17 protein-coding genes are annotated in these 21160 nt (G+C 40.6%); 14 read left to right on the top strand and 3 right to left on the bottom strand.

The window, feature by feature from the left end; translation table 11 throughout:
* Nucleotides 1–424: 424 nt before the first annotated feature.
* The 3 genes from CA265_20665 to CA265_20655 form a co-directional block, all read right to left on the bottom strand.
* The gene (locus CA265_20665; protein ARS41935.1) at nucleotides 425–1402 is read right to left on the bottom strand and encodes a hypothetical protein; all 978 of its coding nucleotides are present in this window, start codon (nucleotides 1400–1402) and stop codon (nucleotides 425–427) included.
* Nucleotides 1403–1719: 317 nt separating this feature from the next.
* Nucleotides 1720–2592 carry a hypothetical protein gene (locus CA265_20660; protein ARS41934.1) on the bottom strand — a complete coding sequence of 291 codons (873 nt, stop codon included), beginning with the start codon at nucleotides 2590–2592 and terminating at the stop codon, nucleotides 1720–1722.
* Nucleotides 2593–2683: 91 nt separating this feature from the next.
* Entirely contained in the window at nucleotides 2684–2953 is a 270-nt protein-coding gene (locus CA265_20655) for a transcriptional regulator (protein ARS41933.1), read from the bottom strand.
* A gap of 75 nt (nucleotides 2954–3028) precedes the next feature.
* Here CA265_20655 and CA265_20650 point away from each other — a divergent pair, with 75 nt between their 5' ends.
* The 14 genes from CA265_20650 (at nucleotide 3029) to CA265_20585 (ending at nucleotide 21142) form a co-directional block, all read left to right on the top strand.
* A complete protein-coding gene (locus CA265_20650) occupies nucleotides 3029–3280 on the top strand; it encodes a hypothetical protein (GenBank protein ID ARS41932.1) in 252 nt (83 codons plus the stop codon).
* 150 nt (nucleotides 3281–3430) lie between these two features.
* Entirely contained in the window at nucleotides 3431–4009 is a 579-nt protein-coding gene (locus tag CA265_20645; protein ARS41931.1) for a hypothetical protein, read from the top strand.
* Between the two features lie 212 nt (nucleotides 4010–4221).
* The gene (locus CA265_20640) at nucleotides 4222–5349 is read left to right on the top strand and encodes a hypothetical protein (protein ARS41930.1); all 1128 of its coding nucleotides are present in this window, start codon (nucleotides 4222–4224) and stop codon (nucleotides 5347–5349) included.
* A gap of 182 nt (nucleotides 5350–5531) precedes the next feature.
* On the top strand, nucleotides 5532–8912 hold the full coding sequence (locus CA265_20635) for a hypothetical protein (GenBank protein ARS41929.1): 3381 nt from the start codon (nucleotides 5532–5534) through the stop codon (nucleotides 8910–8912).
* Nucleotides 8913–9613: 701 nt separating this feature from the next.
* On the top strand, nucleotides 9614–10390 hold the full coding sequence (locus tag CA265_20630; GenBank protein ARS43077.1) for a hypothetical protein: 777 nt from the start codon (nucleotides 9614–9616) through the stop codon (nucleotides 10388–10390).
* Nucleotides 10391–10412: 22 nt separating this feature from the next.
* Nucleotides 10413–11138 carry a hypothetical protein gene (locus CA265_20625; protein ID ARS41928.1) on the top strand — a complete coding sequence of 242 codons (726 nt, stop codon included), beginning with the start codon at nucleotides 10413–10415 and terminating at the stop codon, nucleotides 11136–11138.
* 80 nt (nucleotides 11139–11218) lie between these two features.
* On the top strand, nucleotides 11219–11866 hold the full coding sequence (locus CA265_20620; GenBank protein ARS41927.1) for a hypothetical protein: 648 nt from the start codon (nucleotides 11219–11221) through the stop codon (nucleotides 11864–11866).
* The gene (locus CA265_20615; protein ID ARS41926.1) at nucleotides 11860–14475 is read left to right on the top strand and encodes a hypothetical protein; all 2616 of its coding nucleotides are present in this window, start codon (nucleotides 11860–11862) and stop codon (nucleotides 14473–14475) included. The genes CA265_20620 and CA265_20615 overlap by 7 nt, the downstream gene beginning before the upstream one ends.
* Nucleotides 14476–14546: 71 nt before the next feature.
* Nucleotides 14547–15026 (top strand): hypothetical protein, encoded by a 480-nt coding sequence (locus tag CA265_20610; GenBank protein ARS41925.1) that lies wholly within the window; start codon nucleotides 14547–14549, stop codon nucleotides 15024–15026.
* Nucleotides 14944–16203 carry a hypothetical protein gene (locus CA265_20605; GenBank protein ARS41924.1) on the top strand — a complete coding sequence of 420 codons (1260 nt, stop codon included), beginning with the start codon at nucleotides 14944–14946 and terminating at the stop codon, nucleotides 16201–16203. Before CA265_20610 ends, CA265_20605 begins: the two co-directional genes overlap by 83 nt.
* Before the next feature lie 20 nt (nucleotides 16204–16223).
* Nucleotides 16224–17087, top strand: coding sequence for a hypothetical protein (locus CA265_20600; GenBank protein ID ARS41923.1), 864 nt, complete (start codon nucleotides 16224–16226; stop codon nucleotides 17085–17087).
* A complete protein-coding gene (locus CA265_20595) occupies nucleotides 17084–18589 on the top strand; it encodes an alpha-N-arabinofuranosidase (GenBank protein ARS41922.1) in 1506 nt (501 codons plus the stop codon). The genes CA265_20600 and CA265_20595 overlap by 4 nt, the downstream gene beginning before the upstream one ends.
* A gap of 1 nt (nucleotide 18590) precedes the next feature.
* On the top strand, nucleotides 18591–20915 hold the full coding sequence (locus CA265_20590; GenBank protein ARS41921.1) for a hypothetical protein: 2325 nt from the start codon (nucleotides 18591–18593) through the stop codon (nucleotides 20913–20915).
* Nucleotides 20912–21142, top strand: coding sequence for a hypothetical protein (locus CA265_20585; protein ARS41920.1), 231 nt, complete (start codon nucleotides 20912–20914; stop codon nucleotides 21140–21142). Before CA265_20590 ends, CA265_20585 begins: the two co-directional genes overlap by 4 nt.
* Nucleotides 21143–21160: the final 18 nt, after the last annotated feature.

Below are 21160 nucleotides of genomic sequence, written 5' to 3'. Positions count from 1 at the left end.
ACTTGAAATCCCCACAGCAGCGTGTGGGGCAAGCAAAGTAGGGCTCTGCCCAACTTCGGCTTGCTGCATTAAAAAAAAATGCACCTTTTCGCTTAGCGCAGATTCCCCTCGGACGCATATAGAAAAAAGGCGAAGGCCAATCGAACATTAAAAACATAATTTTTAAATCGAAAGGGAATTAGCATATCCAATTCACTTAAAAGGACAACCAACCGAAACGTTACTTTCTTGCCTTGCGATATCTAGACATACCAACGTACCTACATATCTATGCATACAAATATTAATATATATGTATACTCTTAGATAGCTGGCTATGCCAAGGTTAAAAGGCAAGTTTAGATATCCCAATAACTAGATATTCCCATAAACGAATGTCTGGATATCCAGTTATACAGATATCAGGTTATACCAAAACCAAAAATCAACGTCGGGATTGCCCAAAACCTATAGAGGTATTGTGTGCAGTCGGACTGAAAACATTTCCACGCAGAACTGCTAGATCGGCCATCAGTTTTTCGTTGTAATCCTTGTAGCCCAGATAAACTGGGCTGCAATCCTTGGATTGTGGGAGCGCCTGCTTAAAATCGATAGCCGCTTTCAGTCCCGCTTTGTCCATGTCAAAATAGGTTTCGATGTGGTCGAACTTTCGTGCCCTGTTAATCCCAGCCGGCAACAGCGAAAGGGAATTCAGTACGATCACGCTTGGAGAAAGTTCCTCGTGTTCGTATTTCCAGCTGAGGTAATCCATGAAGCCTTCAAATACCACAACAGAATCCTCCCGCCCAGGGACGACGCTCAGCCCCTTGTGCCCAAGGCACCCCTGGAAATATTTGTTACGAACTTCCCAGCCGCCGTTCTCGTTCTGCCACCCGGCAGCGAAGAAGTTTTTCTGGACGCCCTTGTCGTCCCTTACAAAATAATAAAGCTCTTGGATATGGCCTTCGGCCATTGCCCAGATCCCGCGCTGCTGCAGGTAGCCGGTAATCGCATCATTGGTGCCAAGCGACCTGATGTTTTCAATCTTATAGTGCGGCAGCTTTACCGGCAGCCGTTTCCTTTCCCTTGTTCCAATAGCTATAGAATGTGAAGAGTTGATTGTGTTTTCCATAAGTTCTTTGATTTTAGAGAGCGCCCCTACATAGGTTACCGGATGCCAATACGAGATGGCCAGGTCGATCAGGTTTCCGCCCCGAATGCCCGAGCTGTTCGGTCCTCCATGGTCAAACCATACCGAGAGGTTATCGTTTACGCACAGCGATGCCGTTTTCTCTTCCCTTAACATGCTCAAATAAAAATGCTCGTTTCCAGAATACTTTACAGGCTCATGCCCAAGGCGCCTTAAAAAATCCAGAATGGAAATCTCAGAGAGCAGTTCTGCTGCGTCGATATAGGCGGCCATACATTATTAAGTTAAAAAAGTTATCAAATGCAAAAGGGGGCAAACGCCCCCCTTTAAGCTGGCCCTAAACAGCGCGGTATCAACCCGCTGAAAATGGCCTCTATATTTTTCGGAACTTCTCACGTCAGGTCCTACGACCCGGACTCTCGTCTGCCAATGCGCTTTCAGCTCGGGGTTCTCACCTCTGCCTTCGCAAAATTTCCGAAGCTTGTTCGGATAATGTTTCGTTCCCAGATGTCAAAGATCTAACAGATACTGGCAGCAAAATTCCAAAGTAGCGGGAAGGGGGATTGACAACATTTAGGCAGTTAGATATTTTATCCGGGAGATTCTCCGGATCTTGTTTTGGGAACAAAAGGTTTGTAGCGGTCCTTTTCGGTAATCCGCCTGACGATTTCAGCACGCATGGCATCAAGGTAACTGGTATGGCTTTCTGACTTTCGCCTTGAAATCTCAACGAACCTGCGGTAAGCCACGCCCAGATGGATGTTGAAGCTTTCCTCTAGCGCAGAGATGATATCATAGATCTCTGCTTTCCCAAAATCTACCGAGCCCATAAAATAGATCCCGTAGGCAAGTTCCACCAGTTTGATCTTTCCGTCCGTCCAGGTACGTTTCTTTGCAGAACTAAGTTCGCCAAATATTGTACTGGCATCAGATACGTAAGTGGCGCGGAGCCTGGTCACCACAAATTCCTGCAAGCGTTCGTAGGCCATAAACTTGGCGAACAAATAATCCTGGTTGGTGGAAAAGTTCTCGAGCTGAAATATCGGCCGCTCAAAAGCCGGCTCAAAATTGGAGCGCAGAAAATATTCCTCATCCTTTGATATCTCCTGCGCCAGGAAATACTGGTAGACAAACGCGTTCTGGTCAAAAAACCGTTTGATAAATGAAAGCTCCTGCAGGTAGTAGTCCCTTGCCATATGCTCGGTGCCCATAGAAAGCCCCTTTATCACATTGTGCCGTTCCACCAGAAAAATGTACCAGTGGTAGAATTTGGGTTTGATCTCCTTGAAGAACTCGATTTCCTCAGTCCCAAAGAAACCAGACGAAGAAATATGCCGGTGCAGCTGGTGCATCGCTGATGACACGATGCCCAGCGAATTAGAAAATTGTTCGGGAAGTTCATAGATGCCCGCAAGCTCCGATTCCATCGAAGCATACAGTTTCCCGATATAAACTCTGTCCATTACGTATAAAAGGTTTAAACTTGATTGGCAGCAAGTTTAAAACATCAAGTAACAGGCAGTCTTGAATTAACTAAAAAAATAAAAAGCGAAATTATTTATCCTCAAAACCTTCGCTGAAGAATTCTTCGAGGGTCATGTCAAAAACGGAAACGATTTGCAGAATAGAAGAAAGGCGTACATCTTTGCCGGTTTCATATCTTCCCCATTGGCTTCTGTTGATATCATGTTCATAGGCGAACATATCATAACTTGAATAACCTTTGGCAATCCTAAGGGCGCGTACTCTTTCGCCAAACTTCTTGAGGTAGATGTCTGGTGACTTGATATGTTTTTTCTCTGAAAGATCGACTCCTTTAGGCATATTGCAAAACAAATCAACAGCCTTATTATGCACAACCGCACATCATAACCCTTAATATAAGGAACTATTGAATAAATTGTTTTATCTTTGGATAAAATATATTTCTTCAAAGTGGAAGAGTTGCAAAACAGAAAGATAGCCGAACTTAATCTCAGTGAACCATTAAAGGCGGTTCTTATGAATAATGGATACCAAAATTTAAAGCAATTACTTGAACTGTCGCCCGAAGAAATTATGAATATTCCTGGTTTAAATTTGAAGCATCTCAGCGAATACAAAAAATTCCTAATCGAAAATAATCTCCAGTCATCCCAAAAAGATTTTTGAATTTCCGTAAATCCGATTTGAGCTTTCCAGATGTGCAATAAATATCTCATGGAAGATTTAACATTTCGTTAAAGAAAATATATTTATCATTGCTGCAACAAAATTTCTTAAATTAGACTGACGGTAAATTCCGTTAACAGCTTTTATTCGATGTTAATCTATAGTACCCATAAGGACTCCGAACTTTATGACCTGCTCAAGCAGGGAGATAAAAACGCATTTGTGGAAATCTTCGAGAGGTACTATAATTTGCTTATCATTTACGCCGACAAAAAACTGCGCAACAGACAGGAAGCAGAAGATGTCGTTCAGGAGGTTTACGTAAGCCTTTGGAATCGACATGAGTCCATCAATATAGAATCCTCACTAGCTAGTTACCTCTACCGCGCAGTTAGGTATGAAATCCTAGACATCTTCAGCCACCAGAAGGTAGAAGACAAATATCTCCAGTCGCTGGACACCTACGCAAAGAACTTCAGCGAACAAGCCGATTACCGCGTGAGGGAAAAAGAGATCATCGAAATCATTAATAAGCAAATAGATCTACTCCCTACAAAGATGAAGGAAGTATTCCTCCTGTCCCGCAAGGAAAACCTGAGCCATCGGGAAATCGCAGAGGTACTCGGTACAACAGAAGAAAACGTAAGCCGTCATATTACACGCGCCCTTAAGATCCTGCGCACCAAACTTGGGCTGTTCATATTCCTATATATGCTATTTCGCTTCTGAAGCTAAATCATAGCCAGAACAAAGCCATAAGACCAACAAAAAAGGTCAATGATTTGGAATTAAATTTTTTTGATGGTAATTTAAACCACTGAATGTCAATGGATTGAAGTTATTTTAAAATATTTTGTACAGTACTTGTCAAGTTAATCGGCTTAGTTATAAAATGTGGTAAATAGTGACAAGTTGAAATCATTTATTTCCATCAAAATTATATGAAGGACGCATCAAAACTTCTCGAAAAATACCGTAACGGACAGGCAACCGACAAGGAGAAAGAACTGCTCGAACGCTGGGTGCATGAACTTGGCGGGAACGAGCCAGTAATCTATAGCGAAGAAAATCATGAGCAGACTATTGCCCGTGGCCGCGAAGCGCTAAAACCTTATTTGAAGGGAGATAAGAAAACAAGACTTTGGCCAAAAATTGCCGTTGCCGCCTCCATTGCATTAGCAGTTGCCACCGTAGGTTATTTTTACCAGCAGCACAGGAACAAAACCGAACAGCAGTTCGCAGCGAACGACATCGAACCTGGAAGGATCGCTGCTACCCTTACACTTTCCAGCGGAAAGAAAATATATATCGCCGATGCCAGTAAGGGAAAGGTTGCAGAAGAGAGCGGAGTTACAATTACCAAGAACGAACAGGGTGAGCTGGTATACGGGATGGCTGGCGGCGAAAATGGACCAGGCGTGATGCAAACACTTACCACATACAGAGGCGAAACTCAAGCGGTTGTTCTCCCTGATGGTAGCAAGGTGTGGTTAAATGCGCTTTCCTCCTTAAAGTATCCAGCGTCATTTGCCTCATCAAAAGACCGAAGAGTAGAGCTTACTGGAGAAGGATATTTTGAAATTGAAAAGGACGGAGCCCATCCGTTCATAGTTTCAACAGATAAACAGGAAGTAGAAGTTTTGGGAACGCATTTCAATATCAACTCCTATACAGATGAGATGGCCACCAAGACCACTTTATTGGAAGGTTCAGTTAAAGTCTCCATACGAAATGGGAACGGAAATAAAATTTTGGAACCAGGCAAACAATCTACTTTATTAAATAATAAGTTGACAATCTCAGATGTAGACGTTGATGATGAAGTTGCATGGAAGGATGGTTTTTTTGTTTTCAGTAACGAACCGCTTTCCGATATCTTGAAACAGGTTTCTAGATGGTATAACGTAGAAATTGAATATCAGGACGAAAGTCTTAAAACCAAGAAATTCTCGGGCTCAGTGTCTCGATATGCAAAAGTGTCACAAGTCCTAAGAAAACTAGAGTTCACGAAATCTGTGGTCTTTAAGATCAAGGACCAAAAAATAATCGCCGAAAGAAAAGCCAATTAACCAAAGTTAAAACAACAAAACCAAACAAACATGAAAATACATAGAAACTTAGGGCCTTAATCTTAGCAAAGGTTATCTAGATAAAAATAACCGGAAGTGCTCTAACACTCCCGGCCAATATCCTGGGTATACCTAATCAAATGCGTGAAACAACTTATTAAGGACTAAAACCCATTAAACGAATGTACAAAAATTTTACAAAATTTTGGTGCAGCCACTTTTCCTGCATCCGAAGAATGCTAATGATTATGAAGCTGACCACAACAATATTGATTTCTGCTTTGCTTCAAGTAAGTGCAGCCGGAATGGCACAACACCTTACATTAAATAAAAAAAATGTAAGCCTAGCTCAGGTATTTAAAGAAATTCGAAAACAAACAGGTTACTCCATTCTATGGGAGAGTGAGAAATTCGACGCAAACGGAAAAGTTTCGGTTGAATTTAAAAACAGTTCTTTAAAGGAAGTACTAAATTTTATAATAAATTCTGACAAATACTCATATCTAATTGATGAAAAAACTATCGTTATACAACCCAAAGATAAATATGAATTGAACGACCAAATTGTCGTTAGTGGAAAGGTTGTAGATGAGAATGGCTCACCCCTTTCTGGGGCATCCGTTGTATTAAAAGCAAACGGCAAAGGAACTAGTACAACTGTTGATGGGACCTTCACAATGAGTGGAGTTGACGATGGAGCAATTCTTGTGATAAAATATATTGGTTTTGATCCTAAGGAGGTTAAGGCAGCAAGAGAACTTGGAACAATTAAGTTAAACCTTGCAACAAGTGAACTTGACGCTGTGCAAATCCAAGCATATACTACGACTAGCAAAAGATTAAGTTTATCCAACTCTGTTTCGGTTAGGGCGAAAGAAATTGAAGACCAAATTGTAAGCAATCCCCTGCTTGCTTTGCAGGGCAAGGTTGCTGGTATTCAGATTCAGCAAGTCAGTGGCAATGCCGGTGCCACTATAAATGTTAAAATTCAAGGTGTTAGTAGCTTTAGAGGAAATAGTTCGCCTTTTTTTGTTGTCGATGGTGTACCTTATTCATCTACTACGATGGTCGGTACGGGTAATATCAATCTTTGGGGGGAAGCGACACCTACTGCTTTAGGGGTTGCAGGCAACAATGCTGGTATTTCCTATGGCTCGGGCAATCCACTAAGCTTCCTAAACCCAGACGATATTGAGAGCATCGACGTGTTAAAGGATGCTGATGCAACCGCAATCTATGGTTCGAGAGCGGCTAATGGTGCTATTGTAATTACAACTAAGCGAGGCAAACCTGGAACCTTACAAATTGATTTCAGTTCGAGAAATGGATGGAATCAAGCAACTTTTGGTGCTGATTTCTTGAATACCGAACAATACTTAGGAATTAGAAATGAGGCTTACAGAAATTCCAACGCTGTAATATCAGCTACAAATTACGACCTAAACGGTATTTGGGATAAGGAAAAATTTACCGATTGGCAAAAGGAACTTATCAAGACAACGGGCTATGATGACGCGAGTCTAAGTGTATCTGGAGGCACGCTAAATTCTAGCTACCGATTAAATCTTACAGGGAATCGTCAAAATAGTGCATATGCGAGGAATTTTAGGAACGATAATATTGCATTAAGTATTTCTTTAAACACAGCATCTGCAAATCAAAAATTCAAACTAGGTATTGTAGGAAATTATTTAAACGGTTTCAATAACTTACCAAGTCTCAATCAAACTACTGCTGGTTCTTTTTTATATTTACTACCACCCAATGCACCAAACCTTTATAATACAGATGGAACGTTGAATTGGGATATGGATCCAACAGGCACTATTAGTAGATTTAGAAATCCGCTTTCGACCTACCTCACAAATCCATTTGAAGTTAAGACAAATAATTTTACAAGTAATATAACTGCGTCTTACAACATAGTTAATGGACTTGACTTTAAAACAAGCTTTGGTTACAATAGGTTGGATCAACAGGAATTTACCTCTAACCTTGCGGAATCAGTTGCACCCACCGCTAGAAATACTTTCATTAGATCGGGTTCCTATCGGTTCACCAATACAAATAATTATATTATAGAACCACAAATTTTATATAATCACCAATTTTCTGGACACAAACTTAATTTCTTGTTAGGGGCAACCTACAACAAAAGTCAGGGCGAAACTTCTGGTATTACTGGTTCAGGACAGAGTAGTGATTCACAGGTCAAAAATTTGTCTGCATCATCATCTTTTAACCAAACGGGCTCGAGTTTTTATGAATACCGATATAATGCAGGGTTTTTCAGATTAGATTATAATTTTAAAGAGAGATACTTGTTGGGATTGTCAGCCAGACGAGACGGAAGTACACGATTTGGGCCCGATAATCGATTTGCCAACTTCTGGTCCGCCGCAGTAGGTTGGATTGTTTCTGAAGAAACCTTGGTCAAGGAAAAACTCCCGTGGTTAAATTTCTTCAAACTTCGAGCTAATTATGGGCTTACTGGAAGTGATGGTGTCGGAGATTATACATTTATGGATCTCTACTCTGCTAATACATTTTATCTACCTTATCAAAACGTTGTAGGTTTTGCACCTGGGCGGCTATTGAACTCAAAGTTACAGTGGGAAGAAAAGCGATCTTTGAACATTGGGTTCGATGCAAACCTCTTAAACAATCGCGTAACTTTAGGCATAAATTACAATCGAAACAGAAGTAGCAATCTCTTACAATCTCTCAATTTGCCTGTAACCGCTGGATTTGCATCTGTCGACGTAAATTTCGATGCATTAGTTCAAAATACAGGATGGGAATATACGATTGGGGTTAAGCTCTTGGCCGCCAAGGCGTTTAAATGGAATGTAAATGCAAACCTCACTGTTCCAACAAATAAACTTTTAAGTTTGCCAAGCCTTGATAAAGTCAACAGGGTAGCAGGCTTTGGGTATCATATTGGTCTACCGCTTGGCACTACAACAATGAATACCTACATGGGAGTAAATCCTCTCACAGGCCTCGAAGTTTTGGAAGATATCAATGGAAATCCTGTTGCAACAGCAGGTAGCACTGCCAATATGAAAACTACTTTGCGCAATCTTTACACCTCGCCTTTTTATGCGGGATTGCAGAGTTCTTTTGAGTATAAGGGGTTAAGTATGAATTTATCATTTGATTTCAATAAGCAGTTAAAACCACGTTATTTCTTTGTTTCTAGTAGACCAGGGCGTGATGCCTACAATCAGCCTGAAATAGCTTATTCATTAAATAGGTGGGAAAACCCAGGTGACATCGCTGTAATTCAGAAATACTCAACCTTACTTGGGTCAGGTTTGCTTACGCAAACAGAGGCGTTTTACGAAGATGCTACTTACCTAAGATTGACCAATATTGCAATCTCTTGGAATCTTCCAAAAAGTTGGACAGGAATAATAGGTATGAAAAGTAGTCGTATTGGAATAAATGCCCAGAACCTCTTCACCTTATCTAAATACTCTGGACCTGATCCTATTACAGGCCCCTCTGGCGTTATGCCTCCAATGCGAGTAATCGTACTCAATGTACGCGCAAGTTTTTAATCTCAAAAATTTAAAAAATGAAAATAAGAACAGTATTATATATGGGTATATTTTTGGTGATTTCATTATCCTGTAAAAAGCTTGTAGAAATAGCCCCCCCTAGAACTTCGTTAACTGCTGAGGCTGTTTTTTCGAACGATGAAAGTGCTATTGCTGCAGTAAACCAAGTATATGCAAACGCTTCAGGATCAGATCTCCTTCAAGCCAGTTTTCTAGGATTGTCAAGCTTTCCTGGGCTTAGTTCTGATGAATTGATGGTATATCTGCCAAATACTTATACTGCCATGGCCGAGTTTAATCGGAACGCACTTACCGCGTTGACTGCAACTAGTAATGCGAACCAGTTTTGGAATAGGTTCTACTCGACCGAAGTGTATTATAGTAATAGAATTATAGAAGGACTTAGTGAACAAAAAACTTCTGGTGAGGATTCAAATTCAAAATTGAGTGGTAAGGTTAAAAAGCAACTGTTGGGAGAAATGAAGTTTATTAGGGCATTTTCCTATTTTTATCTTGTACAATTGTACGGTGATGTGCCGTTGCTAACCAGTAGTAACTATGCAGTCAATTCCGTGGCCACTCGGACAAGTAAGGAAATAGTTTATCAGCAGATTATTAGTGATTTAAAGTATGCCGTTGATAACCTTTCAGATGCTTATTTACAAAGTGACCTAACGACATCGGTTGCTACAAGCCCTAGGATCAGACCCATAAAATGGGCAGCTAAAGCTTTACTTGCCAGGGTATATATATTCACTGGGAACACTGCAGCTGCTGAGACTGAATCTAAAGAGGTAATAAATAATACAAACCTATATTCTCTCACAACCTTAGAGAATGTTTTTAAGGCAAATAGCAGAGAAGCCATTTGGCAACTGCAACCGGTAGTTACTGGACGGAATACGCAAGAAGCATGGGCATTTATTGCCACCGGGGCTGAATTAATTAATGGAACTAAGGTTTATTACCTAAACAACGCACTTGTTTCGGCCTTTGAGAGCGGAGATCTTCGCCGAAATTCTTGGATAGGTAGCACTATAGCTAACGGTGTTACTTGTTATTACCCGTTTAAATATAAAAGTGCAACATTAAATTCTCCCGTTACCGAATATTCGATGGTACTTAGGGTAGCGGAGCAATATTTAATCTGCGCCGAAGCCTGTGTAAAAAATAATAAAATATCTGAAGGACAAGGGTTTTTAAATGCTATTCGCAACCGCGCAGGATTGGGAAATACTACAGCGAGCACGAAAGATGAGCTTTTGGACGCCATTCTTGCTGAGCGAAGGATAGAATTGTTTAGCGAATTTGGTCATAGATGGTTCGATCTGAAGCGTACAGGGAAAATCGACGATATTATGAGGGTTGCTACGCCTAATAAGGGAGGGCTGGACTGGCAGCCATATCAATCCTTTTATCCAATTATGCCATCACAAATGCTGTTAAACCAGAATATTACTCAGACCCCAGGTTACTAAATGCACATTTATAATAATTATAATGATCATGAAACGAAATTTTAAAATAATGATTTTTTTCCTGCTAACAATATCAATTATGGCTTGTAAAAAAAACGACCCAAATGATATTCCAATAAAACCCTTGGCCGCCTTGACCATTACCAATGTAATTTCACAAGGCAAATTTGTTCGCTTGAACAGTAATGTCATTGATAGTTGTGCTCTAAATAATTACAAGATATTTACGATCGTTGCAGGAAATCCATCTCCAATTAAGGCATTCGCCAGCAGTGCTCCAAATACGCCATATTATCATCAAAGTTTAAATATTGCTCAAGGTGGAATTTATTCCCTATATCTCACTGGAACAAATGCAACCGCGGAAGCAGTATTTGTTAAGGATGACATTCCACCGTATCCTAGTGATGATGTAGTCAATGTAAGATTAGTAAACTTATCTCCGAACGCGGGAGTTATTAATGTGACATTGGCATCAACTCCAAACGTTAACCTTTTCACTAATGTAGCCTATAAACAGGTTACTGACTTTATTACCCTACCCCTTCCTGCCGTCATACCAAGTGGCACAAACGTATTTCAGTTTCGAAATGCCACAGGTACGGTTCTTTTCACGTATACGCTTCCTACCACTGGTACAATTAGCATCGCTTCGTCTAGGCATCGAAATATTACGTTGGCTTTAAAGGGCATATTAGGTGGGAGCGGCACAGACGTTTTGGGAGTAATTGGAGTACCACACTACTAAAAAATCAGCAGAGATAATTTAATGACAGGTAAAATTTGACCTGCCATTAGATACTGCTTTTTTTAATTAATCTATTAATTATGGCAAAATTAAATATCATATTACTTTTATTTCTATTACCAAGCATAGCATCTGCTCAGGGTAAAAATACATATAGTGAGCAGAAAATTCTAAACCAGGAAATCAATAAAGCTATCTATTTAGACGATGCACTTAAACAACCTATAAATGTAGAGCCAAATTGGAAGATAATACAAAAAAGTGTCGCCAAGAAGTATCGTTCTGTTGATGTCCCAAAGTTAATCGTCGGTGCAAAGATTCGTTACTATACTTTAAAAAAAGACTGGATCAATTTTGCGAAAGCCTACCTTACCGATTTGGAGAGATATCACCCAATCGAAAATGTCACGGATCATTTTACACTGGTAGTTGGAATTAATAATGTACTGTATGATAAGATTTTCAAAAACATCACCGATCGTAAAATATTAAAAAGAGCCGCCTTTCAATCAAGAAAGATAGTTGAAAACCCATTTACTCCTAGACCCGGTAGAATCAAAGAGTTAGAGCTTGCGAATCCAATTGACACATACGCCAATCTTTTATACAAAGCGGGCAAAGTTAAATGTGCTATTAAATGGCAAACCAAAGCTGTGGATTACAATGTTAATTTAAAAGAGTTCAGTACGAATCTAGAGAGAATGAGAAGGGGTGAAAAAACATGGTAAATAACATATTTAGGCGTTTACTGGCTGTATCCATATTTGTTTTTACAGTAGGGCTAGAGTTTGCCTTTTCTCAGAATCAAGCCATCGTCGATAGAGCGAGTACAACGAATTGGCCTTCTATGTCAAAAAACGCTTGTATCAGTGCTACAGGAAAATATGTCGCTTATAAAGTTTCAGAATCTGGCACTTCTGTTGGAATTGTCCAAATGGTAAAAAATAACGGTATTAAGTATATCATTCAAGGACCATTTGACCCCATCAAGGCTAGGTTTATTATGGACGAGCATTTTGTATTTCAACAACGTGATTCACTATTTTCACTAAAGTTACCGAAGTTTAAATTGACATTTCTAGCATCTAATGTCCGCTCTATACTTAGTGGGAAGGATTTGAAATTTCAGGTTCAGTCGTCCAACGGGAACATCAGGATTGTTACAATGGATTTAGAAACGAATAAACGCTCGATTTCACAAGAGGTCAAGGATAATCAGACGTTATTAAAATCTGATAAAATGGGTGTCAACTCTATTTGGGTTAAGAGTAAGGCTGGAAAACTGGATTTTATATTCGATGATGAGAAACTACAAAAAGAAAAGCAAATTAAGATCTCATCTCTTAATGACAATTCCCCAAATGGAATTACTTGTTTGACGCTTTTGCAGTTAAACCAGGCAAGCAAACATAGTTTACCGCAGAATAAATCTAAAGTAACGATATGGAGCTATAAAAGCTGGCAAGTTCAGCCTTTTGACAATATTTTAGCAGTAGATGTTCCCTTAAAATATATCGGGCTGATTTTCAACTCGCAAAAAAAAATAAAAATATTAGATGATCGGTTCCGACACGCTAAAAGGATTAATGAAAATTTCTGGCTAATCGGTGAGCGGGAACGCCCTATGAGCAAATTTGCTTTTGGACCACAGCCCTCGACCAACGTTAAGTTTTTTTCTTTGATTTCCAACAAAAATGGCAGTGAAATTCCTCTTGATAGGCTTGACTCTATTTCCAATAAAACAAGTATTCATGTTACACGGGGTGGTAGATTTTTTATTTATTTTGATACGGAACATGGCGATTTCCACAGCTATAACACAAAAACGGGCACTACTGTTAATTTGACCAGTCAAAATGAATTCTTTAAAATGTATGAGGATGATGAGTTCATAAAGCTCTCGTTCCCTTTTATGAAATATAAGGAATTGAAAATATTCAAAGTGCTAAAAAACGATCAACTTATAGTTAAAGATGTGTTTGATGATTTATGGAAGATAGATCCTACTGGTAATGAAGCGCCAATATGTCTAACCTCACATTATGCAAAGAATAATAGGATTAAATTCTCGATACTAGATATAGGCTTAGATGAAGACGTTGATAGAAACAAGATAATAGTATCGGGATATAATTACTCTAGCAAATGTAGAAGTATATTTGAAATCGATTTAACAGCCTCTTCCTTACCCAGAAAAATTATTGTCAAAGATTGCGCTGACATAGAAAAAGTAGTTAAAGCTACTAATGCCGATGTGTGGTTGTTTAGAAAATCTACTGCGGATAAATTTCCAAACTGGTTTGTGAGTGATGGAGTAGTTGTTAAACAGGTTAGCTTCGTTTATCCTGAAAAAGCTTATAACTGGATAACAGTAGAATTGTTAAACTGGAAAAATACAAATGGCGATGAGTTGCAGGGAATTCTGTACAAGCCCCAAAACCTGGATACTAATAGGAAATACCCCGTAATCGTTAACTACTATGGAGAAAAGTCACAAAATCTATTCAAATATATTTCTCCGAAATTGATGCATAGTGCGGATATTGAGATTCCGTGGATGGTAAGTCGCGGATATATTGTTTTTGTTCCAGATATGAAATATCGGGTAGGCGATAGCGGCAAAAGTGCACTAGAATGTTTAGAAACTGGAGTCGATGAGCTACTTACAAGGAAATACGTGGATGAGGGGCGTCTGGGACTTAGCGGGCACAGTTATGGAGGCTGGGAAACTGCTTACTTTGTAACACATTCGAAAAGATACAAAGCAGCACTAATCGGCGCACCTACAATTAATTTTGTCGAACGTGTAAATGATTGGCTTCCAAACAATAATTCCTTTTCGAAAGGAGGACCAAGTAATTGGATTGAAATGGGGCAGCAAAATCTTTTTAAATCCATGTGGGATAGACCTGAGTGGTATATTCAAAACTCGCCAATATTTTACGTTGATAAAGTGACGACCCCAATTTTATTATTACATAATAGACTTGATAATCACGTACCATTCAGCCAAGGGGCTGAGTTTTTTATTGCTCTACAACGGTTAGGTAAACCAGCATGGCTTTTGCAATACGATAAAGAGGACCATCTGGTAGATCGGAATATTGAAAACCAGTGGGACTTAACTACCAGAGTTGTGCAATTCTTCGATCACTACTTGAAAGGTGCATCAGTTCCTTTATGGATGGTGGAAAGCTTGGGAAATACTGGATTGGAACTAGATACACTTGGTCGCACACCTGATAGAAGCCCTTTGATTAGTGCAGCAGAACAAAAACGCATAGAAGAATATTCCAAAATCCCACTAAGTCAAAAGCTGAAAAGAATTAAAGATTAGATGAAACGCCTAGCGCCACATTGGAAATTTGATTTTGATGCAAACGCACTTAATTAAGAAAGATTTAACATATGAAAAAATTAATTTTATTCGCGCTGTTATGCGCATCAACAAATGCATTCGCTCAAAAAGCTAATTTTTCGGGCACTTTTAAAGTTAATGAAGAGAAAGTCAACTGGGGACCTGCTCCCAATTACATTTTGCCTAAGTTCATTAAAGTTGTACAACTGCAGGACAGGTTCATCATTGCAAGAACACCGCTAAACGCAAAAATGCAAGAACAAACGCCTGTTATTGACACTGTTGCATTTGATGGTAAAGTATTCGTTAAAAAGATGCCCAGTGGTAACACAGTGTCAAGCACATTGAAATGGACAAACAGCGAAATATTCATTTTGACTAGAAAATCTACCAACGCTAATGGACAAAGTATAGGAACGACAGTTGAGACCTGGAGCTTAGAAAACGATGGGAAGACGCTATTTGTCAAACGCGATGTCGAGCAAGGGGATATTAAATACACCACAAAGGCATATTTTGAAAAATTTTAGGTCAAAAATATACTTTGTAGCACAACTTTATTGTTGGTTGTGTACAGTTGAGGTAAGTGCTCAAAAAACGCTAATCCGCTCTGAGAAATTCATTATAGAAAAGAACTTTTTTATAGTCTCGGCAGTGGAGAAAGACGTGGGTATATGTGTCCTTTTACCAAAGCCTACTCTCCAGCATAATAATTTAGCTGACTATCTTTTTTCGCTACAATACTGTGCTAAACTAGATAGCCAGTTATTAGTTACATACGATCTAAATAAAGAAATTATCGATCAACTTTTGGATAACGTGATTCGGCCTTCAGGAAATTATAACGTTTATCGCCAATTACCTAACAGAGCTTTGTGGCAAAGCTGTTGGAGGCATTATTTCAATGGGGTCAACTATATCATTTCAGGATATGGACTTACTGGTAGGCTAAGGTATCCCTCAATAGATAGTGCAAATTATCCAATCGGCAGCAAGAACTACCAGTTAAAGATTTCAGGTATGCTAGCTGAGATTACGAATGCTAACGCACCAAAGTATTTCTACGAAGGTCCTTTGGAAGTGGCGCTTGGATTGCTCCGGATTAATGGTAGGGATGAAGCTGCTAGATTCGAACCTCTTGACAAGAAAGAGAATCGGGCAGCCAAAATGCAGGTTAGCAGAATCGGATTTTCAAATTTTGCATTTTCTGCACTTGTGATTCCTGGAGAAGGACCAGACAAATATGGTGAAAGGCTTTCTGATGGGGGAAAAGCAAGATGTGGTTTGGCAGCGGAATGGTACTTCAAAAAGAAGGCCCCTTTTATCATCGTTAGCGGAGGCTATTGCCATCCCTTTAAAACCAGATACTGCGAAGCTTTTGAAATGAAACGTTACCTAATGAAGGTCTTCGGTATACCTGAAAAAGCTATAATTATGGATCCACATGCGAGGCATACAACAACCAATTTTCGCAACGCATGCAGGTATCTGTTAAATTATGGATTTCCAGTTTCTAAGGCCGCCCTCCTGCTAACGACAAAGGATCAGGCAGATTATATAGCTGACCCAAAATTTGAGCTCAGAAACAAACGTGAGCTTGGGTATCTTCCGTATAGAGAGCTTAAAAGGCTTTCAGAAAATGAATTTTCATTTTATCCGGTCGTTGACGCCTTATTCCGAGATCCGCTTGATCCATTAGATCCCTAACCAAACAGAATAAACCAAATATGAAAAAATTAATATGGGCTTTGCTCCTGTTCGCTTATAGCGCTCGAGCGCAACAAATAATTCCCCTCTACCCAGAAGGAAAAATACCATTTGCAAAAGAGAAAACAGAGGTGCCAAAACTTACGGTTTACAGGCCCGTAAAAGAAAAAGCCAAGGGAACAGTGGTCATAGTTTGTTCAGGCGGTTCCTATGGTGGCAGAGCTAACGGTGTCGAAGGAATACCAGCGGCGAAGAAACTTAGCGAGTCGGGAATTACCGCCATCCTTTTAGATTACCGTGTGCCTTCTGATCTGCGTATGGATCACAAAGAGATAGTGCCCTTGACAGATGCACAGCGTGCTATACAATATGTCAGGGAAAATGCTAAAGAGCTTCAAGTAGATCCAAATAAACTCGGCATTATGGGCTTTTCTGCAGGGGGACATCTCGTTTCTACGGTAGGCGTTAGATATGACAAAACAGAACTTCAAAATCCAAGAAAGACTTCATTGAGACCAGATTTTTTGGTGTTAGTTTATCCAGTCATCAGTTTTGCTGATTCGCTTACCCACCAAGGATCGAGGATGAACCTGATCGGACCGTCGTTTACTTCCGAGCAGATCAAATATTATTCAAATGAACTTCAGGTTACCGAAAATACCCCGCCTACATTTATGACTTCTGGTATGGATGACAAGATAGTTGACGTAAAGAACAGCCTTTATTTCGCGGCAGCTTTGAAGCAGCATCATGTGCCGATGGATATTTTCCTTTATGAAAGAGGAGCCCATGGATATGGTATAAACAATAAAAAAGCGAAGGTGCAGTGGATTGATGACTGCATAAGTTGGATCTTGGAACAAAAATATAAGCCAAAAAAATGACCCGCTTTTTGACATTTTTATTGCTCCTAGCTTCAACTTATGCCCTCGGGCAAACAGCCGAAATCAAGTTGGAATCTAAAACTGATGCACCAGTTATAAGCAGGCATATCTACGGACAGTTTGCAGAACACCTTGGGCGAAGTATCTATGATGGATTTTACCGGAATAGAAAAATCCGTGAGGATATTGTAATGGCCTTAAAAAAAATAAAAGTGCCAAACCTGCGCTGGCCTGGCGGATGTTTCGCTGATGAATACCACTGGCGTGATGGAATCGGAGCGAAAACTTCACGTCCGGTCAGAATAAACACAACATGGGGAATGGTCGAAGAGAACAATTCCTTCGGTACGCACGAGTTCCTAGATCTGTGTGAGCGGATTGGTTGTGAGCCTTACATTGCTGGCAATGTTGGAACTGGAACTCCACAGGAAATGGCAAGCTGGATCGAATACCTGAACTCAGATTCCAAATCAACGTTTGCCGAAGAGCGAAGAAAAAATGGACACCCAAAGCCTTATGGAATTTCATTTTGGGGAGTGGGAAACGAAAGCTGGGGCTGTGGAGGAGATATGACCCCTGAACATTACGTAGGCCTTTATAAGCAATATGCTAGTTTCTGTGAAACCTATCCTGGTGCCCCTAAGCTTAAAAAGATTGTTTCCGGTGCAAATGCCGAGGACTATAACTGGACAGAGGTATGCATGAAAAATATTCACTGGAGCCAAATGTGGGGTCTATCATTGCATTACTATACACTCATCACAGGTCATTGGCCGCCCTCTGGATCTGCAACCTCATTTGGTGAGGACCAGTATTTCGGAGGACTGGCCAATGCCCTAAAAATGGAGGAAGTAGTGAGTAAACATAGCGCCATTATGGATAAATATGACCCCCAAAAAAAGGCGGCATTGCTGGTAGATGAATGGGGAATCTGGACTGCGCAGGAACCTGGGCAGCCGAAGGATTGGCTGTTCCAGCAGAATTCTCTGCGCGATGCGCTAATTGCTGCGTCTACATTGAACATTTTCAATAACCATTCAGACCGTATACGAGTGGCAAATCTGGCGCAAACCGTTAATGTCATCCATTCGGTCATTCTTACCAAGGGAGATCAGATGGTGCTTACCCCTACATACCATGTGTTTGATATGATGAAGGTTCACCAAGATGCAAAACTACTTCCTTTGACTATTTCCTCACCAGATTACAGTTTCGAAGGTAAGTCCCTGAAAGCGGTAAATGCATCTGCATCAACAAAAGATTCAACCATAAACATCACAATGGTGAATATCGATCCTACAAAAGAGATTACTGTGAAGATCGATATACATGGAACAAGTATAAATGGGCAATTGCTTACGGCGCCAAAAATAAATTCGTTCAATGATTTTGGAAAAAGTCCAGAGGTAAAACTGGCACCGTTTGTAGCAGCGAAATTTCAAGATGGAAAGCTTATGGTAGTGTTACCACCTAAAAGCGTAGTCCAGTTAGCGGTTAAATAAAATGAGCGGGATTAAGATTTTTCTGGTAGTACTTTTGGCATTTCTGATCGGAATAGGTTCTGCAGATGCGCAGGATATTTACCATTTCAAGGGTTCGTGGATTACGTCAACAGAAAACATAAACATTGGCCCATCCCCTCTCTTTCGGAAAGAATTTACAACCGCTTCTCGCCTGCATCATTATGGAAACGGAATGCGGCTCAATAAGGCAACGCTGTACATCTGCGGAGTAGGATATCACCATGCTACGCTCAACGGAAAACCAGTTACCAGTGCGGTATTGGAACCTGGATTTACCAGATACGATAAACGGTTGCATTACAGCAAATATGATGTCACCCATCTGGTGCGAACTGGTAAAAACTCTATAGGAGTTGAGCTTGGAAATGGCTGGTTCAATATGCAGAGCAAGACGATCTGGAATTTTGATAAGATCGGTTGGAGAAAATCGCCTAGAGTGATCATGGATCTGGTGCTAGAGTATAATGGTGGCATTCAAAAAGTGATTTCAAGTGACCCATCTTGGAAAACCGGATACGGAGCCAGTCAGTTCAACAGCCTTCCAGCGGGCGAGATATATGATGCTAGAAAAGAGATGCCTGGTTGGAACAAGGTTGGTTTTGATGACAGCGGCTGGAAAGCGGCGTTGCCTGCGATATCACCTGAGGGTATAATGGAACAGGTTTCAATGCCGCCCGTTAAGGTCATCCGTTATATCAAGCCAAAAGATTATAGGGAGTTGTCCGCTGGAGTTTACCTCTACGATATGGGAGAAAATTTTGCGGGCGTAGTTAGGTTAAAGATAAAGGGCAATTCTGGTGACAAAGCAATAATCAAGTACAGTGAGCGGTTGAATCCTGACGGCTCGCTGGACTCGCTACATAATGCCGGGCAGATGATCGGGCCACAATCTGATCCAAAATTTGCTACCGACATTTATATCTTAAGGGGCGGAAATGTGGAAACCTATACCCCGCGGTTTACTTACCATGGATCTCGGTATGTTCAGGTAAAAGTCCAGGGAGAGGTAAAGCTTTCTAAATCCTCTATACTTGGATTGTTCTATAGCACAGATTTTACTACAGCTGGAAGTTTCAAAAGTTCATCCAAAATGCTCAACCAGCTTAATGCGGCAGCGCTTCAAAGCTACCGTTCAAACTATGTGGGCATCCCAACAGATTGTCCGCAAAGGGAAAAAATGGGGTGGCTTGCCGATGCACATGTAGCTTGCGAGATTGGACTTTGGAATTTTGATGCAGCCTCGAGTTACAGAAAGTTTTTGGGAGATATCCGGGATGTGCAGCTTGAAGACGGAAGCCTGCCCGGGGTAGCGCCAACCAAAGGAATTGGATATCATTGGATCGACCCATCGGACAGGGATTTTGGTCCAGCTTGGGGTTCGGCATTACCGCTGATAACCTGGCAAGTATATGTTCACACGGGCGATACAGAAGTGCTAAAGGAAAATTATGAAGCGGTAAAGCGCTACGTAGGTTATTTGGCCGAAAAGGCTAAGGCATCCGGAAATATTTACAGGACAGGATTGGACGATTTCCTTTCGGTGGAAAAAACGCCAAAAGCCTGTACCTCAACAATATTTTTATACCGCGATCTGGTCGTGCTTTCCAAAATGGCTAAAGTGCTGGGATATGTCGAGGCAGCCAGTTATATGAAAATGGCCGACAGCGTAAAGGAGGCATTTAATGATGAGTTTTTCGATCTATCGGCAGGAACCTACAAAGTGAAAACGCTTACTGCACTTAGCGGCGCTTTGGTAAATGGGCTATGTCCCGAGCAATCGATAAAAACAGTTGCGGCGGAGCTTGCAAAAGGCGTGCTTGATAGAGAATTTGTACCTGATTTTGGGGTGCTCGGAACAAAATGGGTCCTGTCGGCACTTAGCGATAACGGTTACCCTGATGAGGCTTTTGCCCTTCTTACTAATCCGAACGCTGGCTGGGGCAAATGGATTACTGGGTGGGCAACTACATTGTACGAGGGATGGGAGCCAAAGGATGAGTCCCTGAACCATGTGTTCTTCGGCGATTTTAATGCATGGTGCTATCGAAGCCTTGTGGGGATAAAACCCAATGAAGATTTCGCAGGTTTTTCCCGGTTTACCATAGCGCCTGTTTTTCCAAAAAATCTTGACTGGGCCAGCGGGACATATAGAAGCCCATTTGGTGAACTCGGGGTTAAATGGAAAAGGGTTCAGCGAGGAGTTGAACTTACTGTAGATATCCCAGAAGGGGCAAAAGCCGAAGTTGGAGTAAAAGAATTTGAAAGACAGCTTACTGCTGGAAAACATAAAATTTTGATAAGATGAAAAAATACTTAATAGTTTTTCTTTTTGTAATAATGGCGAGTTCGGGACTTTTTGCGCAAACAATAGACAATGGAAAAGGCAAAAGAATGGTGAAGCAGACAGGGCCGGTTAGTTGTGCGAGCTACTGCCCTGCGTATGCCATCAAGCAGTTTGAGTTTCGTCAGGCCGAAATGTTGAACCTCTCTATCAAGCAACTTAATTTTAAATCGCAATCCGCCCAGACTTAAACAAAGAAATTATCCTAA

It is taken from the genome of Sphingobacteriaceae bacterium GW460-11-11-14-LB5 (genome assembly GCA_002151545.1).
Lineage (GTDB): Bacteria > Bacteroidota > Bacteroidia > Sphingobacteriales > Sphingobacteriaceae > Pedobacter.
This window is presented reverse-complemented; position numbering and strand designations above follow the sequence as displayed.

Excerpts from the sequence above, each read along its gene's own strand:
- CA265_20625 (ARS41928.1), top strand. The coding sequence starts at position 10,413 with ATGATCATGAAACGAAATTTTAAAATAATGATTTTTTTCCTGCTAACA.
- CA265_20640 (ARS41930.1), top strand. The coding sequence starts at position 4,222 with ATGAAGGACGCATCAAAACTTCTCGAAAAATACCGTAACGGACAGGCA.
- CA265_20610 (ARS41925.1), top strand. The coding sequence starts at position 14,547 with ATGAAAAAATTAATTTTATTCGCGCTGTTATGCGCATCAACAAATGCA.
- CA265_20645 (ARS41931.1), top strand. The coding sequence starts at position 3,431 with ATGTTAATCTATAGTACCCATAAGGACTCCGAACTTTATGACCTGCTC.
- CA265_20595 (ARS41922.1), top strand. The coding sequence starts at position 17,084 with ATGACCCGCTTTTTGACATTTTTATTGCTCCTAGCTTCAACTTATGCC.
- CA265_20600 (ARS41923.1), top strand. The coding sequence starts at position 16,224 with ATGAAAAAATTAATATGGGCTTTGCTCCTGTTCGCTTATAGCGCTCGA.
- CA265_20655 (ARS41933.1), bottom strand. The coding sequence starts at position 2,953 with ATGCCTAAAGGAGTCGATCTTTCAGAGAAAAAACATATCAAGTCACCA.
- CA265_20620 (ARS41927.1), top strand. The coding sequence starts at position 11,219 with ATGGCAAAATTAAATATCATATTACTTTTATTTCTATTACCAAGCATA.
- CA265_20615 (ARS41926.1), top strand. The coding sequence starts at position 11,860 with ATGGTAAATAACATATTTAGGCGTTTACTGGCTGTATCCATATTTGTT.
- CA265_20635 (ARS41929.1), top strand. The coding sequence starts at position 5,532 with ATGTACAAAAATTTTACAAAATTTTGGTGCAGCCACTTTTCCTGCATC.
- CA265_20590 (ARS41921.1), top strand. The coding sequence starts at position 18,591 with ATGAGCGGGATTAAGATTTTTCTGGTAGTACTTTTGGCATTTCTGATC.
- CA265_20665 (ARS41935.1), bottom strand. The coding sequence starts at position 1,402 with ATGGCCGCCTATATCGACGCAGCAGAACTGCTCTCTGAGATTTCCATT.
- CA265_20660 (ARS41934.1), bottom strand. The coding sequence starts at position 2,592 with ATGGACAGAGTTTATATCGGGAAACTGTATGCTTCGATGGAATCGGAG.
- CA265_20605 (ARS41924.1), top strand. The coding sequence starts at position 14,944 with ATGGGAAGACGCTATTTGTCAAACGCGATGTCGAGCAAGGGGATATTA.
- CA265_20585 (ARS41920.1), top strand. The coding sequence starts at position 20,912 with ATGAAAAAATACTTAATAGTTTTTCTTTTTGTAATAATGGCGAGTTCG.